Below are 12,566 nucleotides of genomic sequence, written 5' to 3' on the forward strand. Positions count from 1 at the left end.
CGGTTTCGAAGCGCGTGGATTACTTTTCGACGACCGCGAACAGGTCGTCTTCCTTCATCACCAGCAGTTCGTCGCCATGGACCTTGACGGTCTGGCCGCTGTACTTGCCGAACAGAACGCGGTCGCCGACCTTCACGTTCAGGGCGATCACTTCACCCTTGTCGTTCTTCTTGCCGGGACCCACTGCCAGCACTTCGCCCTGGTCGGGCTTCTCGGCGGCGTTGTCGGGGATCACGATGCCCGAAGCCGTCTTGGTTTCGTTTTCGAGGCGCTTGACGATCACGCGATCGTGCAGGGGACGCAGGTTCATACCAACTCCTAAATCATCAACAAAGTTGAAACAAAGACTTGCCGGCCCGGCGGGCCGGCATTCGAAGCAATGTGGGACAGAGGATTGTTAGCACTCATACCCAACGAGTGCTAATAATAAGGCAATTCGGCCAGGTTTCAAGGGGTAGGGCCGGATGTGCCGCAAGACGGCACATCCGGCGCGGAGTGCGGAACGCCACTGATCTTTAGTTTTTTCGGGGCGCGCCCGCGCTGGCCAGCGGCGAAGCGCGGCCTGCAGGAGCACACAGAACTTCCGGCGAAAGGCTGTCGCTGAATTACCATGCAGCCTTGCGGGCTGTGACCTAACGTCGCATCGAAGGCGCCCTGGCCGTGGTGCTGAGCGCACCCAAGATCAGCCAGCCGTGCAGAGTGACTGTCCTTGATCAGGCGCGGATGAGGAGCGAAGCATCTGGCGATGCCGCCAGCCCTGAAGCTTGGATGACCACCATGTGGCTGCAACTGATAGGTCACGAGGTGGCCGTGAGCAGCAGCAATCGCTGCGGAGCAGTTGGCAACTGCAGACTTTCTAACGATGGCCTCAGGCTGATCTACGCCCTTCACTGTGCAAAGCGAGAGTGACAGGGACGACCAACACCTGCCGTTGAAGGCTTCCATTGTTGGACGACCGCTTCACCGTTTGGAAGTGGCCAGTCGATTCTTCGGTGCGCCGTGCCTCGCCTCGAAGGCCCCATTTCGCGCTGCACCGCTGATTCCTGTCGACTCAATGCCGTCGCTCCGACTGGTTTCAACGAAGGTGGAATCAGCCCACGATGGTGCTCGCGCCGAGCGTCCGCACTCAGGCGTTGGTGCGCAGGTTGGTGCAATGACGATGTAGGATTTGGATACAATGAAAATAAGAAGCATTCTTGTTTGCCGCTGCATATTGCCCCGGTGCCTTTCCTCCTGCTTCACTCGTGCCGCTTTCCCATGCCCGCCGCCGACCGCGCCCTTGTTCCCGATGTCGCCACTCTCTACTCCGACCACCACGGCTGGCTGCTGGGCTGGCTGCGCAAGCGCCTGGGCAATGCCTTTGATGCGGCCGATCTGACCCAGGACACCTATGTGCGCCTGCTGGGCCGCAGCGGCGCCGAGATCCAGGCCATTCGCGAACCGCGTGCCCTGCTGATGACCATTGCCCAGGGTCTGGCCGCCAGCCTCTACCGCAAGCGCTGCGTGGAGCAGGCCTATCTGGACGCCCTGGCCCTCATGCCCGAGGCCGTGGCCCAGTCCCCCGAGCACCGCGCCATCGTGCTGCAGACCCTGGTCGAGGTGGACCGCCTGCTGGCCCTGCTCCCACTGCCCGTGCGCCAGGCCTTTTTGCTGTCGCAGATCGACGGCATGAGGCAGGCCGACATCGCGGCTGAACTGGGCCTTTCCGTGCCCACCGTGCGCCGCCATATCGCGCGGGCCGTGGTGCAAGTCTGCTTTCTGGACGACGACGGCGCATGAGCCTGCCCATTCCTCTTGCGGTGCGCGAGCAGGCCGCCGAATGGCTGGTGGAGCTGCAGTCCGATGATCACAGCGCCGGCACGCGCGAGATGCTGGTGCAGCGCCTGCAGCACTGGCGCGAATCCCATCCCGACCATGAGCGCGCCTGGCTGCGCATAGAGGCCATGGGCGCACGCCTGCAGCCGCTGTCCGGTACGCCGGCCAGCGTGGCCCTGGCCCAGGCCGCGCGCACGGCACGCGGGCGCGGGCGGCGCTTGGCGGTGCGCAGCCTGGCCGTGCTGCTGTTCACGGGCGCGGGTGCCGGTGCCGTGGCATGGAGAGGTCCGGCATCCTCGGGCGACTGGCTGGCCGGCCTGGGGGCGGACCTGCGCACGGGCACGGCCCAGCGGCGCAGCCTGCGCCTGCCGGACGGCACCCAGCTGCAGATGAATGCCGACAGCGCGGTCGACCTGGATTTCAGCCCGCAGCAGCGCCTGGTGCGCCTGCGCGGCGGCGACATCGAGGTGGCCACGGCCCAGGGCCTGAAGGATAGTGCGCCGCCCTTGCTCGTCGAAACCCGCCATGGCCGCATACGTGCCCTGGGCACGCGCTTCGTCGTGCGCCAGCGCGGCCAGGGGCCCAGCCGGGTTGCGGTCTTTGAAGGCGCCACGGAGATCGCGCCCCGCGAACGGCCCGGCCACCTCCATCTGCTGCAAACAGGCCAGCAGGCGCAGTTTGACGCTCAGGCCACCACGCCGGCCGGGCCCGCCGATCCGGCCCTGGCAGCCTGGACGCGCGGCATGCTGGTGGCCCAGGACATGCCGCTGGCCGAGTTCCTGGACCAGCTGTCGCGCTACCGGCCCGGCCACCTGGGCTGCGATGGCGCCGTGGCGCAGCTGCCCGTCAGCGGCACCTATCCGCTGGCCGACACCGACCAGGTGCTGGCCATGCTGCTGGCCACCCTGCCGGTGCGCCTGCGCACGGCCACGCGCTACTGGGTGGTGGTCGAGCCGGCCTGATTTCCTGGCTCTTGTCGATCCTGGCTGATCGCTTTTCGCGTTTCGCGGGGCAATGGAGATGAAGCGCTTTTTTCTGCGCCCGCATTCCATTGCCAACCATCCAGGACCGAGGGACACGCACACCATGGGCCATCACCCGACTTTTCGCGCCACACGACTGGCATTTCAACTGCGGCAGGCCTTGCGCCCCGCCGTTCTGGCACTGCCGCTGGTGGCGGTGCTTGCCCCGGCGCAGGCCCACGCACAGGCACAGCCCCACGCCCAGGCAGTGCAGCGCTACGACATTCCTGCCGGGCCGCTGACCGCCACGCTCAATCGCTTTGGCGCCCAGGCGGGCATCCTGCTGTCCTTCTCCACCGCCCAGACCGCAGACAGGACCAGCCCCGGCGTGCAGGGTGATCGAACCGTGGACCAGGCCCTGTCCGCGCTGCTGGCCGGCACGGGCCTGCAGGCCCTGCCGCGCGAGGGCGGCGGCTTTGTGGTGCGACCGTCCCTGGCCGTGGGAACGCCCACCGGCGCGGCCACGCTGGCCGAGGTGCGCGTCACCGCCCAGGCCGAGCGCAGCGCCGTCACCGAGGGCACGCAGTCCTACGCCGCCAGCGAATCGCGGGCCGCCACGGGCCTGTCCCTGTCGCTGCGCGAGACGCCGCAGTCGGTCAGCGTGATCACGCGCCAGCGCATGGACGACCAGGGCATCGTGCTGCAGGAAGACATCGCCCGCCAGACCACGGGCCTGAGCTATGCGCAGTACGGTCCCACGGGCGGTGACACCAACCAGTTCTTCGCGCGGGGCTTTCAGATCAAGAACTTCCAGGTCGATGGCGTCAACCGCCTGTTCAGCGACTACCCGGCCATCTTCCAGACCAGCGACATGGCCATGTTCGACCGCGTCGAAGTCGTGCGCGGCGCCTCGGGGCTGATGAGCGGCGCGGGCACGCCCGGCGCCACCATCAACCTGGTGCGCAAGCTGCCCACGGCCGAGTTCCAGGGCAGCGCCAGGCTCACGGCAGGCTCCTGGGATTTCGCACGTGCCGAGGTGGATCTGTCATCTCCGCTCAACGCCTCCGGATCGGTGCGCGGGCGCATCGTGGCCGTGTCGCAGAACCGCCATTCCAAGGTCGACTACGAGCAGGACCGCAGCCGCTCGCTGTACGGCGTGGTGGAGGCTGACCTGTCGCCGTCCACGCTGGCCACCGTGGGCTTTTCCGCGCAGGACTACGACGCTTCTGGCGTAGGCCGTGGGGGCCGGCCTTTCTTCTACACGGATGGCACGCGCATCGATTGGAGCCGCTCCGCGTCCTCGGGCGCGCGCTGGGCCTCGGCACGGCGGGACTACCGCAGCGTCTTCGCCTCGCTCGAACACCGCATGGCCAGCGACTGGCGCCTGAAGGCCATCTACACGCTCGACCGCAGCAGCTATGACGAGATTCCGGGCTGGACCAATGAACAGCCTGTGGACCGCACCACCGGCGCAGGTGCCGGCCTGTGGGCCGCCTGGTGGACGGGGCGGCCTCGGCAGGACACGCTGGATCTCACGGCTTCCGGTCCCTTCCAGCTGCTGGGACGCCAGCACCAGGCCGCCTTCGGCGCCAGTGTGGCGCGCACGCGCAACGACAGCGGCTCGCATGGCCGCTGGGCCTTCCCTGGCTGGGACAACACCATAGACAACCTCTTCACCTGGGATGGCCGCACGCCGGTGCAGCCCGACAACCCGGTACTAGGCCGCAGCGCGGCCGTGGAACGCAGCAGCAGTGCTTACGGATCGCTGCAGCTGCGCCCCACGGACCGGCTGTCCGTCATCGCGGGCGCACGCATCACGAACTGGAAGCGTCGCGACAGCTACACCGATTTCGCCAGCGGCGAGACCAGCGGCAGCGCCATGGCCGAAAACGGCAAGCTCACGCCCTTCGCCGGCCTGGTGCTGGACGTGGGCCGCGATTGGTCGGCCTATGCCAGCTATACCGATATTTTCCAGGCGCAGAGCAGCCTGGACATCCACGGCAAAAAGCTCGATCCCCTCCTGGGCCGCAGCTACGAGCTGGGCCTCAAGGGCGAGCTGCTGGACAAGCGCCTGCAGGTGGGCGCCGCCGTCTACCGCCTGCTGCAGGACAACGTGGCCCAGGCCATCACGGGCAGCTACGCGCCCAATGGCGAGCAGGCCTACCGTGCCGTCAAGGGCGCCGAAACGCGTGGCTTCGAGGTGGAGATGACCGGCGAAATCCGCCGCCACTGGAACGCCTCCGTCGGCTTTGCCCGCAACATCGCGCGCGACGCCGAGCGCAACCGCCTGAACCCCGAAATCCCGCGCAACACCCTCAAGCTGTTCACCACCTACCGCCTGCCTCACATAGGCCACGGCCTGACCGTGGGCGGCGGCGCGCGCTGGCAAAGCGGCACCTGGAGCGACCTCTCCTTCCTGGGCCTGCCCAACGTCAGCCGTGTCGAGCAGAAAAGCTATGCTGTGGCCGACCTGATGGTGCAATACGCCATCAATCCGAAGCTCACGGTCTCGGCCAACCTCTACAACGTCTTCGACCGCAAGTACCAAGGGGTTTCGACCTCGTCGTACTACGGGGAGGCGCGGAATATGCGCGTGGCGGTGTCTATGAAGTTCTGAAATGATTTCAGCTGCGCCCCGTGTGAACGTCGTCAGCATCAGTGGATGTGCTGTCCGCCGTTGATGGCGATGTTTGCGAGGGTAGAGCTGTCAGGGTGTCATGGCGAGCCTGGCCGTCCATCCGTGTTTCGGGACTGCAAGTTTGAGTGGGGGTGAGACGATCACTGGCACGGGGCGAGCGCCCGGAGAATGTCCTAGCCTTCGAGTAGCCCCACCATTTGGGCCAGCGCTTGTCGCAGGGGCTAAGGACTGCTTGGCGCCATGCAGCGTGAGTTCGCCCGGCGGCGGGGGGCGGCAGCTGCCGAGGCAAAGCCGACACCGACAGGCCTGCGACAAACGACTGCAACGGGTAGCTGCCACACAAGAGCCCATGGCAACCCGCGACGCCGCCGCACATCGGCCCTGAGCCCTTGCGCCTCGGCCGATAGCTCGCTCCTCAGCCTTGCTGGCCAAAAAACTAAAGTGCAGTGGCGCGTTTTCCGTACAGACGAAAGTTCAGTGGCGCATCTCTCTAAGGATCGATGGCGCATGGCTTGCGAGGACGTGAGAAATCAACGAGTTATCTGCGTGACGCGCTGCGTGTTCAGTGGCGTTCCGCACGGAGCTTGCGCAATGGAGCCGCACGGCCGCCCTCATTTTTTTCAACAACAATTCAACAATAGTTGTATTATTGATGCATGCAAGAAACCCAAGTCATCCGATCGCTTTCGGCCCTGGCCCATGAAGCGCGCCTGCGCGTTTTCCGCGCCCTGGTAGTCGCCGGCCCTGCGGGGCTTACGCCCAGCGCCTTGGCCGAACAGTTGGGTATCGCACCCAACGCGCTGTCGTTCCACCTCAAGGAGCTGTCCCATGCCGAGCTGGTCAGCCAGGAGCGCCTGGGCCGCAATGTGCTGTACCGGGCGTCCTTTGCGGCGATGAACGACCTGCTCGCCTACCTCACCGAAAACTGCTGCCAGGGCGCCGCATGCGCCACGGTGGATGCCTTGCCCTGCAGCTGCTGAACGGAGTCCACGATGAAACGCTTCCATGTCCATATGCACGTCGACGATCTGGCCAAGAACATCGCGTTCTATTCCCAGCTGTTTGGTGCCGAGCCCGCCCGCGTGGAAAGCGACTACGCGAAGTGGATGCTGGATGAGCCCCGGGTGAACTTCGCCATTTCGACGCGAGGCGAGAAAGCCGGCCTGGACCACCTGGGCTTCCAAGTGGATGAGGCCGAGGAGCTGGATGCGCTCAAGGCACGCGCCAGGGCCGCCGACCTGGCGATGCTCGACGAAGGCGCCACCACCTGCTGCTATGCACGCAGCGACAAGCACTGGATCACCGATCCCCAGGGGATTGCCTGGGAGCACTTTCATTCGCTGGAGAACATTCCCGTGTTTCACGAGGCCCCTGATGCAGCTGTCGGAGCCAGCGGCGCGTGCTGCGCGCCGACGGCCCCGCGCCAGGCGGCCGCATCTGCCTGCTGCGCCCCAGGCACCGCAGCTGCCTCTTCCTCCACGTCCTGCTGCTAAGCCACCATGTCTGATTCCATCACCCCCCTGAATGTCCTGTTCCTGTGCACTCACAACTCGGCGCGCAGCATCCTGGCCGAAGCTTTGCTCAACGACATGGGCAATGGGCGCTTCAAAGCGTATTCGGCCGGCAGCAGCCCCCGCGCGAATCAGCAGCCCAATCCCTTGAGCTTGCAGGTGCTGCAACGTGCCGGCGTATCTGTGCAGGGGCTGCGCAGCAAGAGCTGGGATGAGTTCGCGGCCCCGCAGGCGCCGCAGATGGACCTGATCATCACCGTCTGCGACAACGCAGCTGGCGAGGTCTGCCCGATCTGGCCCGGCCACCCCGCCACCGCCCACTGGGGATACGCCGATCCCTCGCAGGGAGACGCATCTGAAGAGGTCAAGCTGGAAGCATTCCGACAGACTCTGCACATGATGCGCCGTCGTCTGGAGCTGCTGGTCAACCTGCCCGACGACAAGCTGGAAAAGGCAAGGCTGCAGGGCACCGCCCGCGAACTGGCCTCCCACTGACGCCCCCCTTCGTCCACGAATGCGCGCCTTCTGAAACCCGAATCTCCCAGCACCGTGCTCATGGCAGTCCTGATCTTCATCTCCACCCTTGTGCTGGTTATCTGGCAGCCGCGCGGCCTGGGCATTGGCTGGAGCGCCTCGCTGGGCGCGGTCGTTGCCCTGCTGGCCGGCGTGGTGCATCTTTCCGACATTCCAGTGGTCTGGGGCATCGTGTGGAATGCGACCGCCACCTTTGTGGCCGTCATCATCATCAGCCTGCTGCTTGACGAGGCCGGCTTCTTCGAATGGGCCGCGCTGCACTTCGCACGCTGGGGCGGCGGCCGGGGCAGCAAGCTGTTCGCGTTCATCGTGCTGCTGGGTGCGGCTGTGTCCGCCTTGTTCGCCAACGACGGCGCCGCCCTGATTCTCACGCCCATCGTGATGGCCATGCTCGTGGCGCTGGGCTTTTCGCCCTCCGCCACGCTGGCATTCGTCATGGCGGCAGGCTTCATCGCCGACACGGCCAGCCTGCCGCTGATCGTCTCCAACCTGGTCAACATCGTCTCGGCCGACTTTTTCAACATCGGCTTCAACGAATACGCCTCGGTAATGGTGCCGGTCAATCTCGCCTCGGTGCTGGCCAGCCTCGCCATGCTGATGCTGTTCTTTCGGCGCGGCATTCCCGCAACCTATGACCTGGCCCAGCTCAGGCGCCCGGCCGATGCGATCCGCGATCCGGCGACCTTTCGCGCGGGCTGGGTGGTCCTGGTCCTGCTGTTGGTCGGCTTCTTCGGGCTGGAGCCGCTGGGCGTGCCAGTCAGCGCGGTCGCGGCCGCAGGTGCCGCCCTGCTGCTGGCCGTGGCGGCACGCGGCTGCGTCATCAGCACTCGCAAGGTACTGCATGGCGCGCCGTGGCAGATCGTCGTGTTCTCGCTGGGCATGTATCTGGTGGTCTACGGATTGCGCAATGCCGGGCTGATCACCTCTATCGCATCCGTTCTGGACCGCTTTGCCCAAGGCGGCGTCTGGGGCGCAGCCATCGGCACGGGGGTGCTCTCGGCCCTGCTGTCGTCTGTGATGAACAACATGCCCACCGTGCTGGTGGGTGCGCTGTCGATCGATGCCTCCAGTGCCACCGGCGTGGTCAGGGATGCCATGGTCTACGCCAACGTGATCGGCTGCGACCTGGGCCCGAAGATTACGCCCATCGGTAGCCTGGCCACGCTGCTGTGGCTGCATGTGCTGGCCAGCAAAGGCATGACCATCGGATGGGGCTACTACTTCAGGGTCGGTACGGTTTTGACGGCCCCCGTGCTGCTCATCACGCTTGCCGCCCTTGCGCTGCGCCTGAGCGTGGCTGCCTGAATTCCCTCACAGAACCCATCTGCCATGAGCACCATCACGATCTATCACAACCCCGCCTGCGGCACATCGCGCAACGTGCTGGCCCTGATCCGCAACAGCGGCGAGGAGCCCGCCGTCATCGAATACCTCAAGACACCGCCCGACCGGGCCACGCTGGAGCGGCTGCTGGCGGACCTGGCCCTGCCTGTGCGGGAGGTTCTGCGGCAAAAAGGTACGCCGTATGACGAGATGGGCCTGGGCGACCCGGAATGGACCGATGCCCAGCTGATCGAGGCCATGCTCCGGCACCCTATCCTCATCAATCGCCCCATTGTGGTGACGCCACTGGGCACGCGCCTGTGCCGGCCATCCGAGGTGGTGCTGGACATACTGCCGCGTCCCCAGCAAGGGGCCTTCTCCAAGGAGGACGGCGAAGCCGTCATCGACGCGGCAGGACAGCGTGTGGCAAAGCACTGACTTGCCAGATCCGGCCCCTGCGTGGCCAAAGGTGGCGAGGCAGCAACGACCTGCCGCTGTGGCGCGCCGAAGCCTCAGCGGCGCCCCGCTCCTGAGCCGGCTCACCACCCGGGGCGGCTCACGATCCCTTCGGCCGCTGCCTTGAAGTTCTCCATGACTTCATCGATCGGCTGACCCATCTGCGCATGGACGATGGCGCCGTCCGCCACCAGGGTGAGCGCAGCGCCCACGGACACGGGATGGCCACCGAACAGGCGATCCAGCACGGACGACATTTCCTGCTTGTGCCGCCGGACCGTCGCCAGGATCTCAGGGTCGGACGAGCCCAGTTCGGCAGCGGCATTGAGAAAGGCGCAGCCCCGAAAGTCGGGCTGGCCGAACCAGCTCCTGAGGGTGGTGGACAGGGCATCCAACGCTGACGAGCCCTCGGCGGCCTCCTGCGCCAGGCTGGCCTGGAACCAGGAAATCCACCGTTCATGGCGGTAGTCGAGGTACGCCCGGATCAGGTCGTCCTTGCTGGCGTACTGGCGGTAGAAGGTGACTTTGCTGACCGACGACCGCTCGATGATCCGGTCCACGCCCGTGGCCCGGATGCCCTCTGCGTAGAAAAGGCCATGGGCTGCCACCAGGATGCGCTCGCGGGGCGGCAATGACTCGAGAGATGGCTGGGAAGTTTTCATGAAGACATTGTAGACAGATCGTTCCACCTCCGTTAGAGTGGCGCATGTAGACAGATCGTTCTACATCTTTTCAAAGGTCACATCATGGAAACTCGCCCACCCCTGCCCCCGTTCTCTCTCGCAAGCGCCGTCCAAAAGGTCCGTCTGGCCGAGGATGGATGGAACACACGCGATGCGGCCAAGGTCGCGATGGCCTATACCCCCGACACGAAATGGCGCAACCGGGCGGAGTTCGCCAACAGCCGCGCCGAGGCCCAGGCCCTTCTTGAGAGGAAGTGGAAGAAGGAGCTGGACTACCGGCTGATCAAGGAGCTTTGGCTGTACGCGGAAAACCGGATCGCAGTCCGCTACGCCTATGAGTGGCACGACGATGCCGGGAACTGGTTCCGGTCGTACGGCAACGAGAACTGGGAATTCGAGGCCGACGGTCTCATGCGCCGGCGCTTCGCATGCATCAACGACATGCCCATCCAGGAATCGGAGCGCAAGTTCCACTGGCCGCTGGGGCGTCGCCCCGATGACCACCCCGGTCTGTCCGACCTGGGCCTGTAGGCAAAGCCCCGGGCCACGTCCCCAGGCAGCCAGCCGCTGCCGCGATGGCCTGGGCGGGAAGGCGCTCCGCCTTACCGACTCAGCGCCTTGCGGACCTCCGCCTGGAACGCCTCGCTGTTGCGAAGGCGCAGGTACTCCTGGTATGCGGCCCGATATTCCTGCGTTTCGACTCCGTAGGAGATCGATATCTCCGCATGGCGGTCCAATCCGGCGCGGCGCCAGAGTGCGAGATCGGCGATGACTTCGGCGCGGGAAAGCGCTGCGTCCGATGTGGCTGCCGAGGCGTCTTGCGGCTGCGAATGGGCTGCGAAGCAGCTTGAGAAGGCGATGGCCGCAAGCGCCGGCTTCAGGATGCGTGCGGCTGCAGCAACGGTGGGGGAGGGGGTTGTGTTTGGCATGGTTTGACGGATGGGGGTGGGTGGAGCCGGGCCATGGCTTGGGCCGCCTGCTTGGGCAGGTCGCCTGGGCCGCATGTCCCGCAGGGGTGTTCGGTTGCTTTGCTGTGTGGAAAGGGGGCTCCTTTCGGGAAGTGGCAGGTTCAGGGGGCAACGCTGGCTGGAAGACCGTGGCTGGCGGTTGCCAATGCCCTGGAAGGCTCCGGCGTCCAGCCGCCGCCCAGCGCCTTGAAGATCGCCACCGTCGAGCGCGCCGACTCCATCCGGGCCTGCGCCTGTGCATCGAGCACGCCCAGCAGGCTTTCATCCGCCTGCAGCACCTCGATCAGGCTGACCACGCCCTTGTCGTAGGCGGCGCCTGCGGCCTGCCGGGCCCGCGTGAGCGCATCCGCGCCCCTGGCGAGCACGGCCATCAGCTCCTGTCGCCTGTCCAGCGAGACCAGGGCGTTCTCCACTTCTTCCGTGGCGCGCAGTACCGACTGCCGGTAGGCGGCAAGGCTTTCCGCCTCCTGTGCCTGCGCCTGGTGGATCTGGGCGTTGATGCGACCGAAGTCGAACAGCCGCCAGCGCAGGCCGCCCACAACGCTGGCCTGCGATGCGCCGGCGCTGAAGAGATTGCCCGCGGAGATGGAGGTGGCGCTGCCGATCAGGCCGCTGATCGACAGCTTCGGGTAGTACTCGGCGATCGCCACGCCGATGTGTGCGTTCGACGCTGCCAGGCGCCGCTCCGCCGCGATGAGGTCCGGGCGTCTCCGCAGCAGATCGCCGGGCGCCTCTGCGAGAGAAAGGGTGGGCAATACGGGGACCGGGCGGGGATCGGCCAGCTCGGCCCGGTGCGTGCCGGGTGCCGTTGCCAGCATCACGTCCATGGCGTTGAGCGCGGCTTCGAGCGCATTTTCCAGCGGCGGGATGGTTGCTTGCGCCCGCGCAAGTGCCCCCTCGACCTGGCGCAATTGAAGCTCTGATGCCAGGCCTTTGCCAAACCGCAGTTCGACGATGGAGCGCAGTTGCTCCTGGGTCCGCACTTGCGAGCGTGCCACTGCCAGCCGCGCCTGCAGGCCGCGAATCTGGATATAGATGTCCGCAGTCTGGGCGGCCACCGCGAGCCGCACGGCAGTGGCGCCGGCTTCCGATGCCTGGTACTCGGCCAGGGAAGCCTGCCTGGCCTTGCGCAGGCCACCGAAGAGATCAAGCTCCCAGCTGGCTCCGAGGTTGACCTCCTGGGCGCTGCCGTAGCGATCGAATCCCGGCATGGAGTCGAGCACCCGGCCCAGCGGAGTCTCGACCGACTGATAGCTCCTGGCCGTTTGCGCCGAGACCTGGGCCGACGGCAGCAACGCAGCTGCCGCCGCATCCAGCCCGGCGCGTGCCTGAAGCACGCGGCCAGCGGCCTGGGCAACATCCAGGTTCTGCTGCAGTGCCGCCGTGACGAGGCGCGCCATTTGCGCATCGCCAAAGGCTGCCCACCAGGCTGCAAGGTCCGTGGGGGAGTCCGGCGAGGGAGGCTTGCCCTCACCCAGAACGCGGCCCCCCATGTAGGCCTGGGGCAGGGCCGTGGCGGGCGGCTGGTAGTCAGGGCCTACCGCACACCCTGCACAAAGGCTGGCGAGCATCAGAAAAACGGGGGCGGCAAGACGCGGCATGTTCAACAGTCAGAAGCGTGGCGACGCTGTGACTATATTCCAAAATGGTCACTTGAATAGTATTTTTTTGATGGA

13 protein-coding genes are annotated in these 12,566 nt (G+C 66.0%); 9 read left to right on the plus strand and 4 right to left on the minus strand.

Translation table 11 applies throughout. The features are described from left to right. Positions 1-19: 19 nt before the first annotated feature. Positions 20-310: a co-chaperone GroES gene (groES, locus tag HFGMBDPB_RS01580; protein WP_016445456.1), complete on the minus strand. Its 291-nt coding sequence runs from the start codon at positions 308-310 to the stop codon at positions 20-22. A gap of 947 nt (positions 311-1,257) precedes the next feature. Between groES and HFGMBDPB_RS01585 the strand changes: the two genes are divergently transcribed. The 8 genes from HFGMBDPB_RS01585 to arsC all read left to right on the plus strand — a co-directional run bounded on the left by HFGMBDPB_RS01585 (position 1,258) and on the right by arsC (position 9,221). After that, on the plus strand, positions 1,258-1,779 hold the full coding sequence (locus HFGMBDPB_RS01585; protein WP_212644777.1) for a sigma-70 family RNA polymerase sigma factor: 522 nt from the start codon (positions 1,258-1,260) through the stop codon (positions 1,777-1,779). Further along, entirely contained in the window at positions 1,776-2,777 is a 1,002-nt protein-coding gene (locus HFGMBDPB_RS01590; protein ID WP_046985400.1) for a FecR domain-containing protein, read from the plus strand. Before HFGMBDPB_RS01585 ends, HFGMBDPB_RS01590 begins: the two co-directional genes overlap by 4 nt. A gap of 181 nt (positions 2,778-2,958) precedes the next feature. After that, positions 2,959-5,394, plus strand: coding sequence for a TonB-dependent siderophore receptor (locus tag HFGMBDPB_RS01595; RefSeq protein ID WP_227468496.1), 2,436 nt, complete (start codon positions 2,959-2,961; stop codon positions 5,392-5,394). Positions 5,395-6,071: 677 nt separating this feature from the next. Then, positions 6,072-6,395 (plus strand): ArsR/SmtB family transcription factor, encoded by a 324-nt coding sequence (locus HFGMBDPB_RS01600; RefSeq protein ID WP_212644778.1) that lies wholly within the window; start codon positions 6,072-6,074, stop codon positions 6,393-6,395. A gap of 12 nt (positions 6,396-6,407) precedes the next feature. After that, on the plus strand, positions 6,408-6,908 hold the full coding sequence (locus HFGMBDPB_RS01605) for an ArsI/CadI family heavy metal resistance metalloenzyme (RefSeq protein WP_016450893.1): 501 nt from the start codon (positions 6,408-6,410) through the stop codon (positions 6,906-6,908). Between the two features lie 6 nt (positions 6,909-6,914). Beyond that, positions 6,915-7,421 carry an arsenate reductase ArsC gene (locus HFGMBDPB_RS01610; protein ID WP_016445462.1) on the plus strand — a complete coding sequence of 169 codons (507 nt, stop codon included), beginning with the start codon at positions 6,915-6,917 and terminating at the stop codon, positions 7,419-7,421. Positions 7,422-7,475: 54 nt separating this feature from the next. After that, the gene (locus HFGMBDPB_RS01615; RefSeq protein ID WP_016445463.1) at positions 7,476-8,765 is read left to right on the plus strand and encodes an arsenic transporter; all 1,290 of its coding nucleotides are present in this window, start codon (positions 7,476-7,478) and stop codon (positions 8,763-8,765) included. Positions 8,766-8,789: 24 nt separating this feature from the next. Then, the gene (gene arsC / locus HFGMBDPB_RS01620; RefSeq protein WP_212644779.1) at positions 8,790-9,221 is read left to right on the plus strand and encodes an arsenate reductase (glutaredoxin); all 432 of its coding nucleotides are present in this window, start codon (positions 8,790-8,792) and stop codon (positions 9,219-9,221) included. Between the two features lie 101 nt (positions 9,222-9,322). Here arsC and HFGMBDPB_RS01625 read toward each other — a convergent pair whose 3' ends face one another. Continuing rightward, positions 9,323-9,901 (minus strand): TetR/AcrR family transcriptional regulator, encoded by a 579-nt coding sequence (locus HFGMBDPB_RS01625; protein ID WP_212644780.1) that lies wholly within the window; start codon positions 9,899-9,901, stop codon positions 9,323-9,325. 84 nt (positions 9,902-9,985) lie between these two features. On the opposite strand from HFGMBDPB_RS01625, the gene HFGMBDPB_RS01630 reads away from it, so the two are divergent. After that, positions 9,986-10,453 (plus strand): nuclear transport factor 2 family protein, encoded by a 468-nt coding sequence (locus tag HFGMBDPB_RS01630; protein WP_016445466.1) that lies wholly within the window; start codon positions 9,986-9,988, stop codon positions 10,451-10,453. A 71-nt stretch (positions 10,454-10,524) separates the two neighbouring features. Here HFGMBDPB_RS01630 and HFGMBDPB_RS01635 read toward each other — a convergent pair whose 3' ends face one another. Beyond that, positions 10,525-10,851 (minus strand): DUF4148 domain-containing protein, encoded by a 327-nt coding sequence (locus HFGMBDPB_RS01635; RefSeq protein ID WP_016450897.1) that lies wholly within the window; start codon positions 10,849-10,851, stop codon positions 10,525-10,527. Between the two features lie 140 nt (positions 10,852-10,991). Next, entirely contained in the window at positions 10,992-12,491 is a 1,500-nt protein-coding gene (locus HFGMBDPB_RS01640) for an efflux transporter outer membrane subunit (protein ID WP_212644781.1), read from the minus strand. Between the last annotated feature and the right edge of the window lie 75 nt (positions 12,492-12,566).

This window comes from Delftia sp. PE138, assembly GCF_018320755.1.
In the GTDB taxonomy this organism is placed as follows: domain Bacteria; phylum Pseudomonadota; class Gammaproteobacteria; order Burkholderiales; family Burkholderiaceae_C; genus Comamonas; species Comamonas tsuruhatensis.